Origin of the sequence: Galbibacter marinus (assembly GCF_000300875.1) — a bacterium.
Classification (GTDB): Bacteria; Bacteroidota; Bacteroidia; order Flavobacteriales; family Flavobacteriaceae; genus Galbibacter; species Galbibacter marinus.
Genome location: NZ_AMSG01000035.1, coordinates 1 through 22,213 on the forward strand (window position 1 = coordinate 1; position 22,213 = coordinate 22,213).

Annotated in this window: 22 protein-coding genes, 1 tRNA gene and 1 pseudogene; 6 read left to right on the forward strand and 18 right to left on the reverse strand. The window is 37.2% G+C overall.

Annotation, left to right across the window (positions count from 1 at the left end):
- Positions 1–94: 94 nt before the first annotated feature.
- Complete coding sequence (locus tag I215_RS14465) at positions 95–847, reverse strand: peptidase associated/transthyretin-like domain-containing protein (RefSeq protein ID WP_008992739.1); 753 nt, start codon at positions 845–847, stop codon at positions 95–97.
- A gap of 87 nt (positions 848–934) precedes the next feature.
- On the opposite strand from I215_RS14465, the gene pepE reads away from it, so the two are divergent.
- Entirely contained in the window at positions 935–1,636 is a 702-nt protein-coding gene (gene pepE / locus I215_RS14470; protein ID WP_008992740.1) for a dipeptidase PepE, read from the forward strand.
- Between the two features lie 6 nt (positions 1,637–1,642).
- On the opposite strand, the gene rluF is transcribed toward pepE, so the two are convergent.
- Positions 1,643–2,374, reverse strand: coding sequence for a 23S rRNA pseudouridine(2604) synthase RluF (gene rluF, locus I215_RS14475; protein WP_008992741.1), 732 nt, complete (start codon positions 2,372–2,374; stop codon positions 1,643–1,645).
- A gap of 60 nt (positions 2,375–2,434) precedes the next feature.
- Positions 2,435–2,507: transfer RNA gene (locus I215_RS14480), tRNA-Gly, on the reverse strand.
- Between the two features lie 135 nt (positions 2,508–2,642).
- On the opposite strand from I215_RS14480, the gene I215_RS14485 reads away from it, so the two are divergent.
- Together I215_RS14485 and I215_RS14490 are read left to right on the forward strand one after the other, a co-directional pair.
- On the forward strand, positions 2,643–2,933 hold the full coding sequence (locus I215_RS14485) for a GNAT family N-acetyltransferase (RefSeq protein WP_008992742.1): 291 nt from the start codon (positions 2,643–2,645) through the stop codon (positions 2,931–2,933).
- Between the two features lie 73 nt (positions 2,934–3,006).
- Positions 3,007–3,648, forward strand: coding sequence for an O-methyltransferase (locus I215_RS14490; protein WP_008992743.1), 642 nt, complete (start codon positions 3,007–3,009; stop codon positions 3,646–3,648).
- Here the strand turns inward: I215_RS14490 and I215_RS14495 are convergent.
- From I215_RS14495 to gpmI, 4 genes are all read right to left on the reverse strand, one after another.
- Entirely contained in the window at positions 3,645–4,205 is a 561-nt protein-coding gene (locus I215_RS14495; protein WP_008992744.1) for a phosphatase PAP2 family protein, read from the reverse strand. The two genes, I215_RS14490 and I215_RS14495, sit on opposite strands and share 4 nt — an antisense overlap.
- On the reverse strand, positions 4,205–4,477 hold the full coding sequence (locus I215_RS14500; RefSeq protein WP_008992745.1) for a Sec-independent protein translocase subunit TatA/TatB: 273 nt from the start codon (positions 4,475–4,477) through the stop codon (positions 4,205–4,207). Before I215_RS14500 ends, I215_RS14495 begins: the two co-directional genes overlap by 1 nt.
- A gap of 148 nt (positions 4,478–4,625) precedes the next feature.
- Entirely contained in the window at positions 4,626–5,213 is a 588-nt protein-coding gene (locus tag I215_RS14505) for a thioredoxin family protein (RefSeq protein WP_008992746.1), read from the reverse strand.
- A 90-nt stretch (positions 5,214–5,303) separates the two neighbouring features.
- Positions 5,304–6,824: a 2,3-bisphosphoglycerate-independent phosphoglycerate mutase gene (gpmI, locus tag I215_RS14510; protein ID WP_008992747.1), complete on the reverse strand. Its 1,521-nt coding sequence runs from the start codon at positions 6,822–6,824 to the stop codon at positions 5,304–5,306.
- A gap of 249 nt (positions 6,825–7,073) precedes the next feature.
- Here gpmI and I215_RS14515 point away from each other — a divergent pair, with 249 nt between their 5' ends.
- Entirely contained in the window at positions 7,074–7,472 is a 399-nt protein-coding gene (locus I215_RS14515) for an ankyrin repeat domain-containing protein (RefSeq protein ID WP_008992748.1), read from the forward strand.
- A gap of 161 nt (positions 7,473–7,633) precedes the next feature.
- On the opposite strand, the gene clpX is transcribed toward I215_RS14515, so the two are convergent.
- The 10 genes from clpX to I215_RS14565 all read right to left on the reverse strand — a co-directional run bounded on the left by clpX (position 7,634) and on the right by I215_RS14565 (position 19,468).
- On the reverse strand, positions 7,634–8,863 hold the full coding sequence (gene clpX / locus I215_RS14520) for an ATP-dependent Clp protease ATP-binding subunit ClpX (RefSeq protein WP_008992749.1): 1,230 nt from the start codon (positions 8,861–8,863) through the stop codon (positions 7,634–7,636).
- An 86-nt stretch (positions 8,864–8,949) separates the two neighbouring features.
- A complete protein-coding gene (gene clpP, locus I215_RS14525; protein WP_008992750.1) occupies positions 8,950–9,624 on the reverse strand; it encodes an ATP-dependent Clp endopeptidase proteolytic subunit ClpP in 675 nt (224 codons plus the stop codon).
- 89 nt (positions 9,625–9,713) lie between these two features.
- Positions 9,714–11,036 carry a trigger factor gene (gene tig / locus I215_RS14530; protein ID WP_008992751.1) on the reverse strand — a complete coding sequence of 441 codons (1,323 nt, stop codon included), beginning with the start codon at positions 11,034–11,036 and terminating at the stop codon, positions 9,714–9,716.
- 186 nt (positions 11,037–11,222) lie between these two features.
- Positions 11,223–11,564 (reverse strand): phage holin family protein, encoded by a 342-nt coding sequence (locus tag I215_RS14535; protein WP_008992752.1) that lies wholly within the window; start codon positions 11,562–11,564, stop codon positions 11,223–11,225.
- Between the two features lie 90 nt (positions 11,565–11,654).
- Positions 11,655–13,127: an SGNH/GDSL hydrolase family protein gene (locus tag I215_RS14540; RefSeq protein ID WP_008992753.1), complete on the reverse strand. Its 1,473-nt coding sequence runs from the start codon at positions 13,125–13,127 to the stop codon at positions 11,655–11,657.
- A 21-nt stretch (positions 13,128–13,148) separates the two neighbouring features.
- The gene (locus I215_RS14545; protein WP_008992754.1) at positions 13,149–14,399 is read right to left on the reverse strand and encodes an OmpP1/FadL family transporter; all 1,251 of its coding nucleotides are present in this window, start codon (positions 14,397–14,399) and stop codon (positions 13,149–13,151) included.
- 112 nt (positions 14,400–14,511) lie between these two features.
- Entirely contained in the window at positions 14,512–15,282 is a 771-nt protein-coding gene (locus tag I215_RS14550) for an alpha/beta fold hydrolase (protein ID WP_008992755.1), read from the reverse strand.
- A gap of 17 nt (positions 15,283–15,299) precedes the next feature.
- Positions 15,300–17,342, reverse strand: a complete 2,043-nt coding sequence (locus I215_RS14555) for a M3 family metallopeptidase (protein ID WP_008992756.1) — start codon at positions 17,340–17,342, stop codon at positions 15,300–15,302.
- A 116-nt stretch (positions 17,343–17,458) separates the two neighbouring features.
- Positions 17,459–17,944 carry a 5-(carboxyamino)imidazole ribonucleotide mutase gene (gene purE, locus I215_RS14560; RefSeq protein ID WP_008992757.1) on the reverse strand — a complete coding sequence of 162 codons (486 nt, stop codon included), beginning with the start codon at positions 17,942–17,944 and terminating at the stop codon, positions 17,459–17,461.
- Between the two features lie 366 nt (positions 17,945–18,310).
- Positions 18,311–19,468, reverse strand: coding sequence for a 5-(carboxyamino)imidazole ribonucleotide synthase (locus tag I215_RS14565; RefSeq protein ID WP_008992758.1), 1,158 nt, complete (start codon positions 19,466–19,468; stop codon positions 18,311–18,313).
- Between the two features lie 259 nt (positions 19,469–19,727).
- On the opposite strand from I215_RS14565, the pseudogene I215_RS16535 reads away from it, so the two are divergent.
- Both I215_RS16535 and obgE read left to right on the forward strand, forming a co-directional pair.
- Positions 19,728–20,856 (forward strand): annotated as a pseudogene (locus tag I215_RS16535) (adenylate kinase).
- Positions 20,857–20,866: 10 nt separating this feature from the next.
- Complete coding sequence (gene obgE / locus I215_RS14580) at positions 20,867–21,883, forward strand: GTPase ObgE (protein ID WP_008992759.1); 1,017 nt, start codon at positions 20,867–20,869, stop codon at positions 21,881–21,883.
- A gap of 149 nt (positions 21,884–22,032) precedes the next feature.
- Here the strand turns inward: obgE and I215_RS16705 are convergent, their stop codons facing one another.
- Positions 22,033–22,173 carry a transposase gene (locus I215_RS16705; RefSeq protein ID WP_394330802.1) on the reverse strand — a complete coding sequence of 47 codons (141 nt, stop codon included), beginning with the start codon at positions 22,171–22,173 and terminating at the stop codon, positions 22,033–22,035.
- Positions 22,174–22,213: the final 40 nt, after the last annotated feature.

Below are 22,213 nucleotides of genomic sequence, written 5' to 3' on the forward strand. Positions count from 1 at the left end.
ATCAATGGGTTTTACGCTCTGGTTTATAAATGGGTCGGTTGAGTAATTAAAATAGCAATGTATTTCTTAGAAAAAGACAGTTTCTTTAAATCACTTAATTATCCTCTGATTCCAATATTGCGTTAAAGTTTTTACTTTCTTCCACTAGAAAATCGATAAGTTCAAATTCATGGTCTTTTCTCATGAGTTCTTGCGAAGGAAGCTTGTCATCTACGTAATATAGAAATGCATCAATTTTGTCTTGTGGGATTTTGAGATCAATTACAAAGAACTCATCATCGTAAACCTGACGCATTACCTGGCTTGGAAGGATTTCAGGGCTCTGTTCTTTAGTAGTATTAGAATTAAAAAGTGCTTTAAAAATATTGACAAAATTTATTCCGTTTATCATACCTCTTTGGCTTATAGGAATTGCTTCATTTGTTTGAATTGGTGTAGAGTGATCCTTCTCATACACATACTCCATGAACTGGGCGTTTTTATTTTGTATCCAAGCTTCTCTGTTCTCAGGTGTAATGACTATCTCGTCTAGTTCTGTGACTTTTTCCTTTACATCAACTACCATTCTTTTATCCTCAAAAATAGCATTGGTAATCTCTACGGTCTTTAGTTCAAAATTAAGCGAGGTAAAGGCTACTTTATCACCCACGCTCACTTTTATTTGAAACTCACCCTTCTCATTGGTGATAGTCGCATCCTGATTATCGATGTTGATGACATTCTGATTTGGTACAGGAATGTTCTGATACAACACGACCCCACGAATAAGGTCTGTGTTATTTGATTGGCCCTGTGTTAGATTCGTGCCAAACAGGGTGAGGCATATTATAATGAAATATTTTTCCATGGGAATGTAATCAAGGATTTGGTTTTCAAAAACAATAGGAACTACAGTTAATATTATAAATTTACAAAAAAATAAATCTTTTGGCCCATGAAAAAAATGTTAATTGCAAGTACTTCTACGCTATATAAGGGAGATTATCTAGAATATATTAAAAGCGAATTAGAGGTGTTCTTCGCCAAGGTGGATGAGATTGTTTTTATTCCTTATGCTCGACCCGGCGGTATTTCTCATGATGCCTACACCAAAATTGCTAAACAAGCCTTTAAGAGTATTGGCAAAGAAGTTATAGGATTGCACAGATTTGACGACCCTGAAAATGAACTAAAACAAGCAAAGGGAGTGTTTACTGGTGGAGGTAATACCTTTTTGCTAGTTTCTCAGCTCTATAAATATAACGTAATCTCAACACTGCGTGAGCTTATATTTGATGGCATGCCTTATTTTGGAACCAGTGCTGGGTCCAACATTACAGGGTTGACCATGCAAACTACCAATGATATGCCTATTATTTATCCACCGAGCTTTAAAACCCTTGGGGCGATTCCTTTTAATATCAATCCACATTATTTGGATCCTGTTTCAGGATCTGAGCATATGGGAGAAACCAGAGAGACTCGGATTAAAGAATTCCATACCTATAATACCATACCAGTTGTTGGTCTTAGAGAAGGGAGTTGGTTAGATGTCAACGGTGATCAAATCACATTAAAAGGAGATTTATCCGCCCGAATATTTGAGCAAGGGAAACAGCCCTATGAAATAGAAACAGGGAGTTTGATTGGGTTTTAAACTGGTCTATTTTGTGTGTGTCTTTTTTGATCCTGCTGACAAGGAATTGATTTCAGCTAGCTCTTGCTCTGTAAGATAACGCCACTCTCCAACTGGGACATCCAGACTTACATTCATGATTCGGATTCGTTTTAAAGATGTAACTCTGTAATCTAAGTATTCACACATTCTTCGGATTTGTCTATTAAGCCCTTGAGTAAGAATAATTTTAAAGGTATGACTATCGATTTTTTCTGTTTTACACTTTTTAGTCAGCGTATCCAAAATGGGGATTCCATTACGCATGCGATTTAAAAACTCATCAGTAATGGGTTTATCCACTCCTACGATATACTCCTTCTCATGTCCATTTTTTGCCCTGAGAATCTTGTTGACGATATCACCGTCATTGGTTAAAAATATTAAGCCTTCACTGGGTTTGTCTAACCGCCCGATAGGAAAAATACGTTTAGGATAATTGATGTAATCTATGATGTTATCTTTTTCAACCCTAGTATCAGTGGTGCATACAATGCCAACAGGTTTGTTGAAGGCTAAATAAACAAAGTCCTCACTTGGCTGACCAATAAGCTTGCCGTCTACTCGGATTTCGTCCTGGCTGCTTACTTTGGTCCCCATCTCTGGGAGTTGACCATTGACTGTTATTCGTTTTTGTAAAATGAGTTTATCAGCTGCTCTTCGAGAACAATAACCGGCCTCACTTAAATACTTATTTATTCTGGTAAGTTCTTTTTCCATGGTAGTTACAAGATACAACTTAAATACAAAAAAAAGCCCAACATCAGTTGGGCTTCAAAGAGCGGGAGACGAGGGTCGAACTCGCGACATTCAGCTTGGAAGGCTGACGCTCTACCAACTGAGCTACTCCCGCGTTTATTATTACGAAGGCAAATATACAGAAAGTCTTAAATTCTATCCAAATATTTTTTTAGGTATTTGATATAATTTTAGTATTAGTAAAATTGTTGAATTTAAAGTAACTTTAATCGATATACTTAAGAAAGTTATGGATGCATTAATTCAACAAGAGGAATCGGTGAGTAAAGGGCGTTTTTTTATTGAAAAAGATGACAAGACCTTGGCAGAGATGACTTATTCGATTGCAGGGCCCGAAAAGATTATTATTGATCATACTGAAGTTGATCAGGTATTAAAAGGGAAAAAAATTGGGTTTAAACTTTTTTTGGCCGCTGTTAATTACGCTAGGGAAAATAATAAAAAAGTAATTCCACTTTGTCCATTCGCAAAGGCTCAATTTGATAAAAATCCAGAGTTCAACGACGTGTTAGTTCCCTAATTGTTCTATCCGTAATGCTTTTCGTGCTAGTAAATCTATTGGGTTTACTGTAAATTTGAAAAAAAAATTAGTCATGCATTTTATATCACAAGCCATAGAGTCCTATGTAGATAATCACAGTGAAGATGAACCAGAGTTACTAAAGGAGCTCTCAAGGGAAACACATTTGCAGGTGCTTCGACCACGCATGTTAAGTGGACATTTTCAAGGGCGATTTTTAAGCCTTTTGTCTAAGATAATTGCACCTAAGACCATACTTGAGATCGGAACCTATACTGGGTATTCTGCTATTTGCATGGCTGAGGGTCTTGCCCAAAATGGGGAATTACATACCATTGATATCAATGAAGAACTCTACGATTTTCAAAGACGGTTTTTTGATAAAAGTGGTTATGGATCACAAATTATCCAGCACTTAGGAAGTGCAATTGATATTATTCCAACCTTGGATATGAGTTTTGATTTGGTGTTTATTGATGCTGATAAGGAGAACTACCCAGTGTATTTTGATTTGATTATCGATAAGGTAGCCCCCAAAGGAATTATACTCTCCGATAATGTTCTCTGGAGCGGTAAGGTAGTCGAGCCTTTAGATCCCAAAGATAAAAGTACCCCAGTACTATTGGAATTTAATAAGAAATTAAAAGAAGATCCTAGAGTAGAAACGGTATTACTACCCATAAGAGACGGGTTAACTCTTAGTAGAAAACGCTAATTTATAACCTGTACTTGTTTTAGGTAAATATATTTATAGATTATCCAGGCAATTAAAACGCCTACTAGTGTGCCCATCAAAATATCCGAAGGGTAGTGCACCCCAAGATACATCCTGCTATAGGTAAATAACAAGGGCCAAAAGTAAAACAGATACGACCATTTTGTTTTTTGCCTGAGTACCAGAACCACAAAAGTAGTAATGGCAAATGAGTTTGCTGCATGGCCAGAAAAGAAACTATAGGAAGTAGGGTAACTTAAGACTCTAAGCTTATTTTGTAAATCAACTAAATGCTCAGGTCGTAATCTTCCAACTGTGATTTTTACCAAAAAGGTTGCCAATCCACATACTAAAAGTACTAGGAGAATTTGTAGAAATATTGTGTAAAATTTGGTAGGAGTGAAGTAAAACCAAATGACAATTAAAATAGCCAAATACAGCGGCAACCAACTAATGGGGTTGGTTATAAAAAGCCAAAACCCATCGTGATCTACAATGCCAAAATTATTGATATATAACAAGAGCTTACGATCGAGCTCCAGTAGTTTTTCAAGCATTAGAGCTTACGTTTTACCGAACCAGTAAAGTTTTCCAAGTCATCTTTAACCTTGGTCACTTCCTCTCCTATACCTTTGGTGAAGTCTGAGTCTAAGCCGTTTTTCTCTGCACTCTTCTGAATCTCTGATTTAACCTCATTAGTAGCGTTTTTTAATTGACGCATACCCTTCCCTAATTCTCGCGCAATTCCAGGGAGCTTATCAGCACCGAATACCATAACCACAATAATGAGAATGAAAACAATCTCTGCTCCACTAATAAATAAAAACATATACTTTGTTATTTAATGTGGTAAATCCACTAGCACAAATATAATGAAGTTTAAATGTAAATTTAAAATACTTAACTCTTAAATAATAAGTTTTAACGTATCATATATTGCGAACTACTACCGATTTGATAAATGACCATTGATTCACTTAAAGAGCATACGGATTTTTATATCCTTTCTCTTGCATGATATCTAAAAGATCTTTTTCAATACTTGATAATGGATACTCCACTATTCTGTTAACCTCTTTTCCATCTTTGTAGATGATAAAAGTAGGAACCTGTGTGATGTTTAATCCTTGTTCAAAATCCTGGGGAGTTACTTTATCTTCGGTCATCGAGTAAAGCTCAAAATCGGTATACTTATAACCCGCCTGGTCCATGATTTTGAAAAACGCTGGCACATGATATTGACTATCATCACACCAAGTGCCCATGAAAACTTTAACGCTAACCCCATCAAGTAAAGGTTCTAATTCTGAAACCACTTCTTTATCGATCTCATACTCTTTGTAATTTGTTTCAAACCACTCTTTATACGGTGTTTGCTCGAGCTGTTTTCTTGTATGCTTACCAACTAGAATTGAATCTTCTGCCTCATACATAGACGCCTTAGTGGTATAATCAACAGTTGATTCCGAATTAGTTTTGCTAGAACTGCTTTGACATGCCATAAAGGCCAATCCAAGGGTAATGAGCACTGCTGCTGTTTTAATGTGGTATTTTAATAGTTTCATCTCTTTATAAATCAAATTACTTCACTTTTAAATCAGCTCTTTTGGAGCTAAATTTAAAAGTGAAGTTGTTATATGTAGTTTTTTAGTGGATTACACCAAGGAGTGTCTGGTCATTTCCTTAGGTTGTTCTACACCCATTAGACGAAGAATAGTCGGTGCGATATCACCTAAAACACCATCCTTTATCTGTTTTAAATCCTGGTCCACTAGAATTAGTGGAACTGGGTTAGTGGTATGAGCGGTATTAGGACTGCCATCAGGATTTACCATGGTGTCACAATTTCCGTGATCGGCAATAACAATAGTTGTATATCCGTTTTCAGTAGCCGTGGTAATGACATCTCTTGCACAAGAGTCAACGGTCTCACATGCCTTGATAGCAGCTTCCATAACGCCAGTATGACCTACCATATCTGGATTGGCGAAATTTAGACATACAAAATCTGCTGTCCCTTTTTTTAATTCAGGAATTATTTTATCTCGTATTTCAAAAGCACTCATCTCTGGTTGAAGGTCGTAAGTAGCCACCTTTGGAGATGGGCAAAGAATACGACTTTCGTTTTCAAAAGGCTCTTCTCTACCACCGTTAAAGAAGAATGTGACATGAGGGTACTTTTCTGTTTCAGCTATTCTGATTTGATGCTTTCCAGCTCGGGATAAGGTTTCTCCAAGGGTAGCGGTGATATTGTCCTTTTGGTATACAACATGGATATTTTCAAACGACTCATCATAACTAGTCATCGTTACAAAATACAAGGGTAATTTCTGCATATTCTCCTCAGGGAAATCACGCTGGGAAAGTGCTTGGGTAAGTTGGCGACCTCGGTCGGTTCTAAAGTTAAAGAATATCACCACATCGTCCTGTTCCACCTTAGCTAAGGTGTTGTTGTCAGCGTTTTGCAAAGCAATGGGCCTGATGAACTCGTCCGTCACACCGTGGTCGTAGCTTTCTTGAATAGCTTCTAGGGCATTTTTATAAGGAGCCCCCTCCCCATTGACAATAAGATCATATGCCAGTTTAACCCGTTCCCAACGTTGGTCACGGTCCATGGCATAATATCTACCTACAATGCTCGCTAGACGAGAATGCGTCTGAGCACAGTGTTTTAGGAGATCATCAATAAAACCTTTACCACTAAGTGGATCCACATCACGACCATCCGTGAAGGCATGAATAAAAACTTGATCTTCCAATCCGAAGTTATGCGCTGCTGTCATAAGACCTTTTAGGTGGTTGATATGAGAGTGAACCCCACCATCACTTACAAGACCTAATAAATGGACTTTTTTATTGTTTTGCTTTGCATAGGCGAAAGCGTCCTTTAATTCTTTCTCCTTAGCTAAATTATTATCAGCTACTGCCATATTGATTTTAGCCAAATCTTGATATACAATTCTACCAGCACCTAAGTTCATGTGACCCACTTCGCTATTTCCCATTTGGCCCTCAGGTAATCCAACGTTCATTCCGTCGGTTAACAGGTTTGCATTTGGATATTTGGTGTATAAGGAGTCTATAAATGGAGTGTTGGCATTCTCAATGGCTGATATTTTTGGATCAGGAGACTTTCCCCAACCATCTAATATCATCAATAATACTTTTTTGTTCATCGTTTTAAAAATTATAATCCTTCAAAGATACTATTATAATAGCTTTTTTAGAAAGCTACAGTAAGCTTTGTAAAGGCCTGTGCTGAATTACACAAAATTAGGCTTGAAATAATGTTTGTATAACAAGGTAATACTGATACTGTTAATTATATCATTTTCCTGTGTTAAAGATACGTTAAACGTGATTTTAACTGAAACAATTCCAAGTGCCCCGCGTCATTATATTATAAACCAATAAATATTTATATTATGAAACAAGCATGCTTAATCATGCTCCTTATTCTTTCGGCAGGGAGCGTCATGGCACATTCATCAAAAAACGAAAAAAATCTTGAATGCATCCAATCAATGCATATTCAAAAAACGGAAGCATTATCTCCTTTTTGTAAGGCAATAGTCAAAGGAGATATAGAAACGGTTCAAAAGCTATTGGCTTTGGGAACCGATGCAAATGAGAGATCTCTTGGAAGAACACCAGCTATGTATGCTGCACGTTATAATCAAGTAGAAATCTTAAAACTTTTAATTAAGTATCAAGCAGACCTACGTATGAAATGTAAAGGTAAAAAGCTTACCGCTTTAGAGTATGCAGAACAATCCAACGCCAAAGAAGCTGCCCAAGTTATCGAGCAAGCCATGGATTCTTAATTTGGACATAACTGCATTTTAATTTATTTGAATTAGCAAGCTTCAAAATCCTGCTTTATAGTGGGATTTTGACATTAAATAGACTTGGTTACAGGATCTAAAAAAACAGCAGGAAAACTCTTCCTGCTGTTTAATTTCTAAATGTAGATGTATCTATTAATTTAAGAAACAGCTTTCAGTTTGTTCACTGTGGCCTTAGTAAGTTTCTCCTCTACATATTGCTTATCCACGATAAGCTCTTTTTCTTTACTACTTGGTAGTTCAAACATCGCATCAGTAAGTACTGTTTCACAGAGTGAACGCAGTCCTCTAGCGCCAAGACCGTACTCAATAGCCTTACCAACAATATAATCCAACGCCTCATTCTTGATTTCAAATTTAATATCATCCATCTCAAATAGCTTGGTGTATTGTTTAATAATAGCATTTTTAGGCTCAGTCAGAATTGAGCGCAATGCTTTGGAATCCAAAGGATTCATATGCGTAAGTACTGGTAAACGACCAATGATCTCCGGAATCAATCCAAATTCTTTTAAATCCTTTGGAATGATGTATTGTAGGAGGTTCTCACGGTCGATCAATTCTTTTTTATCGATATTATAACCCACGGCTTGCATATTAAGCCTTTTGGAGATGTGTCTATCAATTCCATCAAAAGCACCACCGGCCACAAACAATATGTTTTCAGTATTCACTTCGATAAATTTTTGATCGGGATGTTTTCTTCCACCTTTAGGTGGTACGTTTACAGTGGTACCTTCAAGTAATTTTAATAAAGCTTGCTGAACACCTTCACCAGAGACGTCCCGAGTTATAGAAGGGTTATCGCTCTTGCGAGCAATTTTATCAATCTCATCGATAAAGACAATTCCTCGCTCTGCCTTTTCTAAATTGTAATCGGCAGCCTGTAGGAGACGTGTTAATATACTTTCTACATCTTCACCAACATAACCAGCCTCCGTTAATACCGTAGCATCAACAATAGCTAGTGGGACATTAAGCATTTTGGCAATGGTTTTTGCAATTAAGGTTTTACCTGTACCTGTTTGCCCAACCATGATGATATTACTTTTTTGAATTTCAATATCATCTTTTGACGCCGGTTGAAGGAGTCGTTTATAGTGATTGTATACAGCCACAGACATCACCTTTTTAGTCACGTCTTGGCCAATAATATATTCATCCAAGTAGGACTTAATCTCAGCTGGCTTTTTCAATACCAATTCCGCAGACAATTCCTGACTCTTTGATTGCTGTAGTTCTTCCAAGACAATTCCATGTGCTTGTTCGATACAACGATCACAAATATGAGCATCCAATCCTGCAATAAGCAAGTTGGTTTCTGGTTTTTTTCGTCCACAGAAGGAGCATTCTAAATCTTCTTTCGCCATATTTCCTTTTTTGTGAAAGCTAATACAATGAGCTTTCTATTTAAAAATAGATTTTAAGTTGCTTTTGTGGTTGGTTTGGGAATTATTTATTTTCGAGCTAGGATCTCATCGATCATTCCGTAACTTTTAGCCTCTTCAGCTTTCATCCAGAAATCGCGGTCAGCATCCTCTATCACTTTGTCCATTGCTTGTCCAGAGTGATTCGAAATGATTTGATACAACTCATCTTTTAATTTCAAAATCTCTCTTGCGGTGATTTCAATATCACTAGCTTGACCTTGAGCACCACCAAGTGGTTGATGAATCATCACTCTACTGTGAGGCAGGGCAGAACGTTTTCCTTTCTCTCCAGCACATAATAAGACAGCTCCCATAGAGGCAGCCATACCAGTACAGATAGTAGCCACATCAGGTTTTATATACTGCATGGTGTCGTAAATCCCTAAACCAGCGTATACGCTTCCCCCTGGAGAGTTAATATATATTTGAATATCTTTTGAAGCATCCGTACTTTCTAAAAACAATAACTGCGCTTGAATAATGTTGGCTACCTGGTCGTTTATTGCAGTACCCATGAATATGATACGATCCATCATAAGTCTGGAGAAAACATCCATGGCAACAGCATTCATCTGACGCTCTTCAATAATATTTGGTGTAAGGCCAACTGGAGTCATTGCGCTTACGATTTTATCATAATACATGCTATTGATTCCTTGGTCTTTTATGGCAAATGCCTTAAATTCTTTATCTAAATTCATATGATTCAATTACTATTTATAAGACGTAAAAAGGCGTTAAAACTTACTTTTTAACGCCTTAAAGATACTTAAAAATATTTTACTTGGAATTAGCTGTACACTTCTTTAACAAAGTTTTCAAAGCTCATTTCCTTCACCTTTAAATTGGCTTTTTCCTTATATACGTTGATCAGTTTTTCGCTCATCAACTGTTCTGATAATCTCTTAGCCTCATCTTGGTTAGATAACACTCTAGAGGCGATATCCTCTAATACGCTTTCCTCTGGATTGGTTTGTCCGAATTGTGCCATTTGCATAGCTACGTATTTCTTAGCGTAATCCTTTAGTTCCTCATAGGTGATTTGAACCTCATTATCTTTTATGATCTTACCTTCGATGAGTTGGTAACGTAATCCTTTTTCTGATTTTTCGTACTCCTCACTTGCTTCTTCAACACTTAATTCGTTCTCTCCAGTAGCTTGAATCCATTTTTTAAGGAATTCAGCTGGAAGGTCAAATTTCGTGTCTTCAATCAATTGCTCAGTAATATCGTTGAGTAGTTTTTGATCAGCTTGTTGAACAAATTGCTTTTCAGCATCTTCTTTGATTTTAGCACGTAATTCTTCAACAGAAGTCACTACACCTTCACCAAATAATTTATCAAAAAGTTCTTGATTTAACTCTGCAGCCTCTCTCTTGTTCGCCTCATCAATTGTGAAGTTAACGTTGATTTCTAAATCGTGTGCTTTATCGTGATCAACTTTTAGGAAGTTCATTAGGTCATGATCATCCTCAAATAAACTTTTAGTTTTTAGCTCTAGAGTATCACCAACTTTAGCTCCTACAAATTTATTTAAGTTTCTTTTTCCTTTAAGTTTATCCAAGGTCAAAGTCGCTTTATTCTCGATTCCTTCCTCTTCATTTATGAAGGTTCCAGTAACCTCGCTATCCTCACTTACTTCCTCTTGAGAAATAAGTTTTCCGTATTGCTTAGCAATGCTATCAATTTGCTCATCAATCATTTTATCATCAGCAATTAGCTTGTAATGAGTGATAGGCTTTTTAGTTTTTAATTCTACATCAAATTCAGGAGCAAGACCTAATTCAAATTCAAAAGAAAAATCTTCATTATCCCAATCCAAATCATCTTGAGCCTTTGGAAGTGGATTTCCAAGAACATCAAGTTTCTCCTCGGTAAGGTACTTGTTTAAAGATTCCTGAAGCAACTTATTTACCTCATCAACCAGTACAGCCTTACCGTATTGTTTCTTCACTAGTCCCATAGGAACGTGTCCTTTTCTGAATCCAGGAATGTTCGCCGTTCTACGGTAATCATTCAAAATCTTAGCGACTTTGTCACTATAATCATCTTTTGTAATTGCAACCTTAACTATTGCGTTTAAATCGTCTATTTGCTCTCTAGTAATATCCATGCGCTGTAAAAAAATTTAATAGCCCTGTAAATGGGCAGGCAAAAGTAATACATTTTAGAAAGTTAACCAAGTTTTTAAAAGGCTGAAAAACAAATTCTTATTTTTTGTTTTCCAGCCTATGTTCTATTTGTAAATCTATATCAGGTCTGCTAGATATTTGGTCTATCCATTATTACTAGGATCTAACTAATCTGTGGTAACCAATGCGTTGAATATGGATTGTAAAATAGTTAGCAATACACTAAAGATAAGTGCCCACCAAAAACTTTCCGCAGAAAATCCTTGTACTAGGTAATCCACAATTAAAATAACGATGGCATTGATCACTAGTAAAAAGAGTCCTAGTGTAAGTATGGTTGCTGGTAGAGTTAGTATAACCAAAATTGGTTTTACTAGAAAATTCAACAGTGCTAAGACCACAGCAACGATAATAGCTGTGACATAACCGTCCACATGGATTCCTAGCAAAACATTCGCCAGAATGACCACTGCTACGGCAGTCAAAAGTAGTTTGATAATTATTTTCATAGAAAATTTTGTTAATGGTTTAAAACTAAAGATACAAAAAAAGCGCCTATAAAATATAGACGCTTAAATATCTTAATTTGTTATTGGTGTTTACTTAACAAATATAGTCGGATAACTTCCTGGATTTACCAAGGGAAGATCAGAATTGTATTTTGAATTAATTGCCCTAATAAAATTATTGGCTACTACAGCATAACCGCGTTGAGTGGGGTGCACTCCATCCAAGGAAAATGCGCCTCCTGTCCCAAAGGTATTTGTGATGGTTCCACCGTCAAAAGAGACACCACCTTGAGCTAAGGTGTTCATAAGTGACTGAATGTCTACAAAAGCAATATCATATTGATCAGCTAATGCTTTTATTGCGGTGTTATATGCTGTTTGTGCTGTGACCACTAACTGAATTTCAGAAGCGGTAAGCAACTGATCATCGTTTAATGGAACCCCAACCCCAATAACTGAATTTGGGTCAGATGGATCAGCTAGTGTTCCTAGTACTGAAGAAACAGGTAGGGGTATAAGATCCTGGTTGGTTGCTTGGCGCATATTGGTCAAACCTTCATTTATTGAGGTTAAATCCGTGAGGTCTTCATCTAGTAGGACTACCGGATTTTGACCCACTGTAAAGTTTATAGTTCGCTCAGTTGCTTCCTCTGGGGAAATAGCACCCAAAAAGGCTGCCTGCTGTAAGCCAGTATTGTATGGTGCGTAGGCCTGATTGAGCATAGCTGCCGTAGCCTCGTCTAATGGAATGGCGTTATAAGGAACAGTGGTAAAATAAGGAATCGCGGTCACATCAGGGATGTTAGCAACAGCTCCTTTTGCACCATTAGCAGTAAGAGCTTTGAGTAATTCATTGTAGATGTTTGCAAAAACATTTGGGTCAGTGATATCCGAATTCCCATAGGTTGAAGGGTCTAGATTTCCTGTTTGATCCTCACCTATACCTCCAGATGTCGCAAACCCTAAAATATCATTATTGCCAATCCATAGGGTGAAGAATGTCGGGTCTTGAGCTACAGCATCCTCGATGACTGTAGCCTCGTTCGAAGAAGCTATTCTTATAAAATAAGGATTGGCTGCTGGTAGGTTTCCAATATTTCCATAGGTATTGGCCATCAGATGATAGCTTTTAGCACCTGGAATTCCCATGTTGTTAAAAGTACCTTCAAGATGATTGGCAATATCAGTAGTTGGAGTTCCCTCAATAGGAGCAGGGTTTTGTGAGCTTGCCGTCACCTCCAATACAAGACGGTTGCCTTGAATTTGCTGACCATTTGCTAGAAGTCCCCCTAGGTTATCCGCAACTAAAGGTTGGTTAAAGTCCCCTCCACCTGCTAAGGAAAATTTATCAGCGAGCATAGATGGGAAAGAATTTAGTTGTCCTTCAATGTAAAGAGCATTGTCGGCATACCCTGCAGTTAAAGAATTTCCGACAGCTACATAATTTGAGAAATCAGCTTCTCCACTTGTATAGAATCCAACTTCATTAATGGGATCATTGAATTCAGGTTGGCAACCAAAGCTTAGACCTAGAGCAAGGATCGTATATAAATATTTTTTCATTTGTATCGCTTTTTTAGGTGATTAAAATCCATAAGTTATACCGAGTCCTGGTACAAATCCATTGTTTTTATAAAGGCCACCAAAGGAAATATTTTGACCGTTTTCTTGGTAGTGGTCATAAGATTCCTCAACCTCATCAAAATGAATATAAAGGAAGGAGGCATCAATTGTAAATCGATCGCTGAGTTTAAAACTAAACCCTCCTGTGAAATTATTGGAATCGTTTCGAGGGGTTTCTGGTGCAAAATAACCAGATTGAACAGGGGACTCATCAAAATAATAACCGCCTCTTAGAACCAGTCTTGGTGTGGCGTTATATTGAAGTCCAAAACGGTATGTTGATGAATTTTTATAATTTCGTGGGTTAATCGAAGACTGACCATTGCTGAATTCAACGTCCAAATTCTCATAGGCGTTCCAATACACTCTATTGTAATCAAAGGCAACTAACCATTTTTCATTGATTGCATAGGAAGCACCTACAGTTAATTCGGCCGGAAGTGGTAGAGAAGCATCGAAGGTTACTTGGTCAAATTGTCCTTGAAGGTTTCCACCTTCTGGCACATTTTGAAAATCAGCTTCCCCGTCTTTGGCATCCATCTGAATTTTGGAACGATAATTTACCCCTATGGTTAATTTTTCTGTAGGCTTTACCGTTAGGCCTAAATTGTATCCCCAGGCTGTAATTCCTGTTTTATCAATGGTGACATTTGTTCTGTTTCCATTAACATCAGTAGTGGTTCGATCGATATTTCGGTTGAAATTTACATTTCCGGTGGCAAAAATAGGACCACCACCAATACTTACAATATCATTGATTTTAAATGCTACTGTGGGTTGTACGAATATCGAAGCAAGACTGATGTCATTTATCAAATGGGAGCCTTCCCAATCTTTTGGGTATTCTACACCACTACCATAGGGAGTATAGATTCCTAAACCTACACTGACCCACTCGTTGATCTTATAAGCAGCATAAACGTTAAAGGGGGTAGCAGCGCTATTTTTATCCTCTGTATGCCATCCATAATTTTGGTTTTGAAAACTGATATTGGCGAAAACCAAATTAGCACCAACACTCACTGTAAATTTTTCATTTAAAAAGGTGAGTCCAGATGGGTTAAAAAACACCAATTCTGAAGAATTAATAACAGCCACACCCGTGTGACCCATAGCTAGTTGTTTCTGCCCTTGTAAGGCGATCCGATATCCTCCAGCATAGCTCACAGAGAAGCATAGCAATGCAAGGACTATTAGCATTGTGTTTTTCATGGGCGATAAAATTTTAGATTTAGTACTTTGTTACATCAAAAATATAACATTAAAACTCAAAAAACCTACTCTTTCTAACAAAAATCCTGTTAAAAACCCATAAAATACAATCTTAAGATTGGAGAAAGTCTAGTGATTTTTCAAAGAATTGTTTCGGATTTTCAGCATGTAGCCAATGTCCTGCGTTGTCAATAGTTCCAATATGTGCACTAGGAAAATAATTCAGAATATCCGACTTGTCATCAGGGTGAATATACTCCGATTTTGAACCTCTTAAAAACAATGTTTTCCCTTGGAATGTATTATTCGATGGCAAAGGTTCTCCAATTTCTTCTTGAGCATTACTAAGAACTTTAAGATTGATCCTTAAATCAAGTTGCTGCTTTGTTTTCCAATATAAATTCTTTAAAAGGAATTGACGAACTCCCCAATCTGAAAGGTATTCCGCGAGTTTTTCATCTGCCTCACCTCGGGAAGAAATCGCTGAAAAGTCAAGTGCATTTAAGCCCTCTATGATACGGTGATGGTGAGCGGGGTAAAATTTTGGAGCGATATCAGCTACCAGTAAGCGTTCTACCTTATCGCTATGGCTCACGGCAAAAAGCATCGCTACTTTACCTCCCATAGAATGCCCTAAGATATTTACCTTTTTTAAGTTTTTGGACCTGATATAATTTAAAACATCCTCCACCATGAGCTCATAAGAGAATTCATCAGAATGAAAACTTCGCCCGTGGTTTCTAAGATCTACTAAATGGACCTGAAAACCATTTTCGGCATATTTAGAACCTAGCGTTTTCCAATTATCCGCCATCCCTAAAAACCCGTGTAATATAAGTAGCGGTGATCCTTCTCCTAGTATTTTGGAATGTAATAGCTCCATAATTTTAAAGATTTAAATTAAGAGGTTTGCTTTAGTAAACCTGCCCTTCTTAACAATGCCTCAGGTTGAGGTTCTTTCCCTCTAAATTCCTTATAGAGTTCCACAGGGTCCACTGTTCCACCTTGTGAGAGCACCGTGTTTTTAAATTTAGTTGCAACCTCTTTGCTAAAGATTCCTTTTTCCTTGAACAATTCAAAAGCATCTGCATCCAATACCTCTGCCCATTTGTAACTGTAATACCCGGCGGAATATCCGCCTTGGAAAATATGAGAAAATGAAGTGCTCATGCAGGTCTCTGGGGAACTTGGGAACAAAGTGGTAGATTCGAATGCCTGCTCTTCGTAGGATTTGACATCCGTAATATCCGATGGATTGGTTCCGTGCCAGCTCATATCCAAAATACCGAAGCTCAACTGTCTTAAGGTTTGCATACCTTCCATAAAGGTAGAAGACTCTTTAATTTTTTGGATGTATTGCATTGGAATTACTTCACCGCTTTGGTAATGTTTGGCAAAGAGTTCTAAGGCTTCTTTTTCATAACACCAGTTTTCCATCACCTGAGAAGGAAGTTCTACAAAATCCCAATAAACGCTCGTGCCACTTAAACTTGGATAGGTCGTGTTAGCCAACATGCCATGTAGGGCATGACCAAATTCGTGGAACAAGGTAGTAACTTCGTTGAAGGTCAGTAAAGACGGTTTAGTAGAGGTGGGTTTTGTAAAATTACATACGATGGAAATATGAGGCCTGGAATCCACGCCATTTTTTCTATACTGTCTTTTGTAAACAGTCATCCAAGCACCGTTTCGTTTGCCCGCACGCGGATGGAAATCGGCATAAAAAATTGCCTTAAGCTCATTGTTTTCATCAAGCACCTTAAAGGTTTTTACATCTGGATGATAGCCGTCAATTTCCTGGCTTTCCTTGAATCGAAGTCCGTATAATCTTTCTGCGATTGTGAAAACACCTTGGATAACATTTTCAAGTTTAAAATATGGTTTTAGCTTTTCATCATCCAGATCGAAGCGTTGTTGCTTTAGTTTTTCTGTATAATAAGCAGCATCCCATTTCTCCAAATGATCGATCCCATCCGTGTTTTTCGCAAAATCCTGCAGCTGTTTAAATTCTCTTTGTGCAGCTGGTTTAGCCTTTTCTAGCAATTCTTCTAAAAAGGCATTTACTTTTTCTGGGCTTTTTGCCATACGCTCTTGAAGAATGAAATCTGCATGAGTTTTAAAGCCTAACAATTCTGCTCTTTGTTGTCTTAGCTGAACAATTTCTTTGATGATGTCTTGGTTGTCGTGATCTCCACCTTTAAAAGCTTTACTACCAAAGGCTAGTGAGATTTCTTTTCTAAGGGATCTATCATCAGCATAGGTGATCATTGGGATGTAGCTAGGATAGTTGAGCGTAAACAACCAACCTTCTTTGTTTTGAGATTTTGCCTCTTCAAGTGCTGTTTCGATGGCGCTTTCTGGAAGACCTTTTAAATCTGACTCTTTGGTTATGTGAAGTGTATAGTTGTTAGTTTCCGCTAGCACATTTTCCCCAAAGGTCAAACTGAGTTTAGAAAGTTTAGAATCAATCGCTCTTAGAGTTGCTTTTTTGTCCTGGGGTAGATTTGCACCATTTCTGGAGAAGCTCTTATAGGTCTTTTCCAAAAGCATGGATTGTTCTTTGGTTAAGGAAAGTTCCTGTTTGTTATCCCAAATGGTTTTTATGCGCTTAAAGAGCACTTCATTTAAGCGAATATCATTTCCAAATTCAGAGAGTAATGGAGATATTTTCTGCGCTAATTTTTGAATTTCTTCATTAGTCTCTGCGCTGTTTAGATTAAAGAAAATGGAAGTAATTCTATCTAGCTGCTCCCCAGTGTACTCTAAAGCCTCAATTGTGTTTTCAAATGTCGGTGATTCAGAATTGGAGCAAATTACATCAATCTCCATTTTTGTGTTTTGAATTTCCTTTTTAATAGCAGGAAGATAATCTTCATTTTTAATTTGAGAAAAAGGAGCAGTGGTATAGGGGGTATTGAATGTATGATTGAGTATGTTTGACATGAAAATTAATTTTTACAATGGCTACAAAATAACAAGCTTAGTCGGGATATTGTCCAGTTTTTACAAATGATTAACAACAGAAAAAGCACTAAGGCAATTTACTATTGAATACAGGTTTAAGAATTCAGCTCACTTGCCCCTTTGATTACTTTTTCTTTTAGTGACTCTTTATAATTTATGATGTTTTGGCGAATCTTAAGATCAGCAACACCAACAATTTGAGCTGCAAGGATTCCGGCATTTTTTGCACCGTTTAAAGCTACCGTGGCTACTGGTACACCACCGGGCATCTGTAGTATCGATAAAACAGAATCCCATCCATCTATTGAGTTGCTGCTCTTTACAGGAACTCCTATAACTGGTAGAGGAGATAAGGAAGCTACCATTCCAGGAAGGTGAGCGGCCCCACCAGCACCAGCGATAATAGCCGAAATTCCGTTGGAGTGGGCGTTTTTACCAAATTCGTACATTTTTTCTGGGGTTCTATGTGCAGACACAATATCTACCAACACTTCGATTCCTAGTTCTTTTAAAACATCTATTGCTTCTTGCATTACAGGGAGGTCACTAGTGCTTCCCATAATTACAGCTACTTTGGCCATGATTATATGTTTATTATTTACAATCACAAATGTACAAAGAAGCCTTAAGAAGAAGTTATTGGGTTGTGTTTATTTTTGGGAGTGTATGATATCGCAAAATGCGATATGCGATATCAGAAGTATTTTCCAATTTCTAAATCTAGTATTTAAAGAAATTTAAAGTAAAATAGATAGATTCAAACCTGCTTATTTATACACTTTTGGAACAAATAAGCTTTTTATAAGTTTTTTAATTGCTTATTTATACAAAATTGTGAGTATTGGGTAAACTAATCGATAAATAGGTCAGAGTAACTAACGGTGGCTGTACGGTATTGATATAACCTAATTTGACCCGTAGAATAATAAATCATAATTAGATCCAGACTAAGAATCCGAAATCACTCGAATACTATTTTTTACATCTTCGGCAATGCTTCGTGCCTTGGCGATATCTTCATTGACTATAGTTACGTGACCCATCTTACGGAAAGGTCTTGTTTCTTTTTTTCCATAGATATGTGGAGTAACACCCTGCATAGCCATAATTTTTTCTATGTTTTTATACACCACAGCGCCTGTATGATTTTCTTCACCCACAAGATTCACCATAATTCCAGCGACCTTGCTTTGGGTATCTCCTAGAGGAAGACCTAAAATAGCCCTGAGATGTTGCTCAAATTGATTGGTATAACTTGCCTCGATACTATAATGGCCGCTATTGTGAGGTCTTGGCGCTACTTCATTTACCAAAATATCATCGTCTTGGGTTTGAAACATTTCCACGGCAAGTAAACCAACATGCTCAAAGGCTTGTGAGACTTTTAAAGCTATTAATTGGGCTTTTTTAGCCACTGACTCATCAATTCTAGCTGGACAGATAACATATTCCACCTGATTAGCCTCTGGATGAAATTCCATTTCTACTACAGGATAGGTTTTTACGTTTCCATCAACGTCTCTAGCGACTATTACTGCCAATTCATTTTTAAAAGGAATCATCTTTTCAGCGATGCATTCACCACTTGGAAGGCCTTCTAAATCCGAGTAGGTACGGATCACCTTTACTCCCTGTCCATCATAACCAAACCTTGCACTCTTCCAAACAAATGGAAACTCGATCGATTCATTTTTAATGGCTGTTAGTAACTCATCTGCATAAGCAAAACGACTGAAATCTGCAGTAGGGATGTTGTTGTCTGTATAAAATAACTTTTGTTCCGCCTTGTTCTGAATTTTTTTAAGTGTAATTGAGGAAGGATAAACCTTCTTACCCTTTTTTTCTAATGCCTTTAAGGCATCGACATTTACATTTTCGATTTCAATGGTAAGGACATCTACTTTTAGCCCAAAATTATAAACCGTATCATAATCCATCAAATCTCCCAACTCAAAGTCATTGCAGGCAATTTTACAAGGCGCTTGTTCACTAGGGTCCAAGACAGCAGTATAAATATCTAATTTACGTGTTTCATAGAGTAGCATTTTACCCAATTGACCCCCTCCTAAAATACCGAGTTTAAAATCTGATGAAAAATAATTCATGATTATTCGTAAATATCAATTAATGTGTGTTTGTGAGCTAACTTAGCAACAAGGCAAAAGTACAGTAAAAAGTGAAATTCTTATATTTAATCACCTTTTAATTGATTCACCATTGCTGAATTAAGGTTAAATCTGGTGAGAATTCGTAAGCATCGGAGGTTTTTTTGTGAAAATCTGTAAAAAATTACCGAAATCAATTAAATTTAAGAAAAAAACAAATATGGAATAGTATCTTTGCAACTTTATAATTTTAAGACAATTGATCAAGCTTCACGATAAATATTTCGAACCTTATATCTCTAAGCAAGAGATCGATACTGCTATTGAGCAAATGGTAGAAAACGTAAAAACAGATTTTAAGCAGGAAACTCCTATATTTATTTGTGTACTTAACGGCGCCTTTATGTTTGCTTCTGATTTTATTAAAAAATACGATCAGCCATGCGAGATAAGCTTTGTAAAACTTAGTTCATACCACGGATTTTCATCCACGGGAATCGTAAAGACGCTATTGGATGTTCCAGATAATGTTGAAGGTAGGAGTGTGGTGATATTGGAGGATATTATAGATACAGGTAAAACGGTCAAAGAACTCGTTTCCATGTTTTCTAATATCAATGTAAAACGATTTAAAATTGCTTCAATGTTTTATAAACCTGAGGTCTATTCAGGGGAATATAATATTGATTATGTGGGTATTGAAATCCCAAATAAGTTTATCGTAGGGTACGGGCTTGATTACGATGAATTAGGAAGAAACTTACCAGAGGTATATCAAATAAAAGATAATTAATATGATCAATTTAGTGCTTTTCGGGAAACCGGGTGCAGGAAAAGGTACACAGGCGAACTTTTTAAAAGAAAAATACAATCTTAAACACATTTCAACTGGTGATGTTTTTCGTTACAATATCAAAAATGGAACTGAGCTTGGACAATTGGCTAAAACCTATATAGATAAAGGGGATTTAGTGCCAGACCAAGTAACTATTGATATGTTGAGAGATGAGGTGGAAAAGAACCCAGATGCTGATGGATTTATTTTTGACGGTTTTCCACGTACAGGCGCACAAGCTAAAGCACTAGATACACTACTGAAAGAAAAAGATATGCAAATCCATGCGACCATCGCCTTAGATGCAGATGACCAGGTCTTAATTAAAAGACTTTTAGAGCGTGGAAAGGTTAGCGGAAGAACGGATGATCAGGATGTGGATAAAATCAAAAACCGTTTTGAGGAATACAATGAAAAAACTGCGCCTCTGATAGAATATTACCAAGAACAAGACAAATTTCACCGTGTAAATGGTATTGGTAGCATAGAAGAAATTACACAACGTCTTAGCGAAGTAATTGAGACTATTAGACCTCCAAAAACAATTAAGTAAGATTATTTAGATGACAGAAGGGAATTTTACAGATTATGTAAAAATTAATGTTGCATCCGGAAAAGGAGGGCAAGGTTCCAGCCATTTGCGCAGGGAAAAATATGTTGCCAAAGGAGGACCGGATGGGGGAGATGGTGGCCGAGGAGGCCATGTCATTATCAAAGGAAATGAAACTCTATGGACCCTTTACCACTTTAAGTTTAAAAAACACTTTAAAGCAGGACATGGAGAAAATGGCGGAAAGCAAACTAGTACTGGGGCAGATGGACAAGACGTTTATTTGGAAGTGCCTTTAGGTACCCAGGTTAAAGATCCCCAGACTAATGACATACTTTTTGAAATTACTGAGCACGATCAGGAAAAGATCATTGCTAAAGGTGGAAAGGGTGGATTAGGGAACTTTCATTTTAAATCCTCTACCAATCAAACACCTCGTTATTCTCAACCCGGATTACCAGGAGAGGAATTAGAGGTTTTATTGGAGTTAAAACTATTAGCTGATGTAGGATTAGTCGGTTTTCCAAATGCTGGTAAGTCTACTTTACTTTCAGTGATAACCTCGGCAAAACCAAAAATAGGCGATTACGAATTCACTACCCTAAAACCTAATTTAGGAATTGTTCAATACAGAGATTACAGAACCTTTGTAATGGCGGATATTCCTGGAATTATTGAAGGAGCTTCCCAGGGCAAAGGATTGGGACACTACTTTTTAAGGCATATTGAGCGAAACTCTACGCTCTTGTTCTTAGTTCCCGCAGATGCAAAAGATATTTATCAGGAGTACAGTATACTTTTAAATGAATTGCAGAAATACAACCCAGAACTCTTGGATAAAGATCGTTTGGTAGCTATTTCTAAATCAGATATGCTCGATGATGAATTAAAGGCGGAGTTAAGACAACAACTCGATGCTCAATTTAAAGATGTTAAATATCTCTTCATTTCTTCTGTAGCTCAGCAGGGTATACAAGAACTAAAAGATGAGTTATGGGAAATTCTCAACAAAGCAGGGGAAAAGATCTAAATTACTGGTTTATTTCGTATTTTTATAAATTGGAGCGTAAAACCCATTGATCGCTTTAGGGTGGATGGGATGTAAGCGACACACTATACTTGGGAGAGGATGTATTAGCGTATTGTTTCAGGTGATGCTTCACCAATAGAACAAACCAATTAACCATCTGACCAGAAAGTACGCTTGCGCCAAAACTGTTTTGACAAAGAAACGGAATGCTTTTGCCAAATGAGGTAAGTGGATTGTTGTTTGAGCCTACGTACTATCTGTGAGATTGAAAGCCGCGGAATGTAGCGGATAAAAAAAGGTAATGGTCAAGGTCGCTCTCAAAGACTTCTA

Coding starts and splice junctions, on each gene's coding strand:
- I215_RS14465 (WP_008992739.1), bottom strand. CDS start 847: ATGGAAAAATATTTCATTATAATATGCCTCACCCTGTTTGGCACGAAT.
- pepE (WP_008992740.1), top strand. CDS start 935: ATGAAAAAAATGTTAATTGCAAGTACTTCTACGCTATATAAGGGAGAT.
- rluF (WP_008992741.1), bottom strand. CDS start 2,374: ATGGAAAAAGAACTTACCAGAATAAATAAGTATTTAAGTGAGGCCGGT.
- I215_RS14485 (WP_008992742.1), top strand. CDS start 2,643: ATGGATGCATTAATTCAACAAGAGGAATCGGTGAGTAAAGGGCGTTTT.
- I215_RS14490 (WP_008992743.1), top strand. CDS start 3,007: ATGCATTTTATATCACAAGCCATAGAGTCCTATGTAGATAATCACAGT.
- I215_RS14495 (WP_008992744.1), bottom strand. CDS start 4,205: ATGCTTGAAAAACTACTGGAGCTCGATCGTAAGCTCTTGTTATATATC.
- I215_RS14500 (WP_008992745.1), bottom strand. CDS start 4,477: ATGTTTTTATTTATTAGTGGAGCAGAGATTGTTTTCATTCTCATTATT.
- I215_RS14505 (WP_008992746.1), bottom strand. CDS start 5,213: ATGAAACTATTAAAATACCACATTAAAACAGCAGCAGTGCTCATTACC.
- gpmI (WP_008992747.1), bottom strand. CDS start 6,824: ATGAACAAAAAAGTATTATTGATGATATTAGATGGTTGGGGAAAGTCT.
- I215_RS14515 (WP_008992748.1), top strand. CDS start 7,074: ATGAAACAAGCATGCTTAATCATGCTCCTTATTCTTTCGGCAGGGAGC.
- clpX (WP_008992749.1), bottom strand. CDS start 8,863: ATGGCGAAAGAAGATTTAGAATGCTCCTTCTGTGGACGAAAAAAACCA.
- clpP (WP_008992750.1), bottom strand. CDS start 9,624: ATGAATTTAGATAAAGAATTTAAGGCATTTGCCATAAAAGACCAAGGA.
- tig (WP_008992751.1), bottom strand. CDS start 11,036: ATGGATATTACTAGAGAGCAAATAGACGATTTAAACGCAATAGTTAAG.
- I215_RS14535 (WP_008992752.1), bottom strand. CDS start 11,564: ATGAAAATAATTATCAAACTACTTTTGACTGCCGTAGCAGTGGTCATT.
- I215_RS14540 (WP_008992753.1), bottom strand. CDS start 13,127: ATGAAAAAATATTTATATACGATCCTTGCTCTAGGTCTAAGCTTTGGT.
- I215_RS14545 (WP_008992754.1), bottom strand. CDS start 14,399: ATGAAAAACACAATGCTAATAGTCCTTGCATTGCTATGCTTCTCTGTG.
- I215_RS14550 (WP_008992755.1), bottom strand. CDS start 15,282: ATGGAGCTATTACATTCCAAAATACTAGGAGAAGGATCACCGCTACTT.
- I215_RS14555 (WP_008992756.1), bottom strand. CDS start 17,342: ATGTCAAACATACTCAATCATACATTCAATACCCCCTATACCACTGCT.
- purE (WP_008992757.1), bottom strand. CDS start 17,944: ATGGCCAAAGTAGCTGTAATTATGGGAAGCACTAGTGACCTCCCTGTA.
- I215_RS14565 (WP_008992758.1), bottom strand. CDS start 19,468: ATGAATTATTTTTCATCAGATTTTAAACTCGGTATTTTAGGAGGGGGT.
- obgE (WP_008992759.1), top strand. CDS start 20,867: ATGACAGAAGGGAATTTTACAGATTATGTAAAAATTAATGTTGCATCC.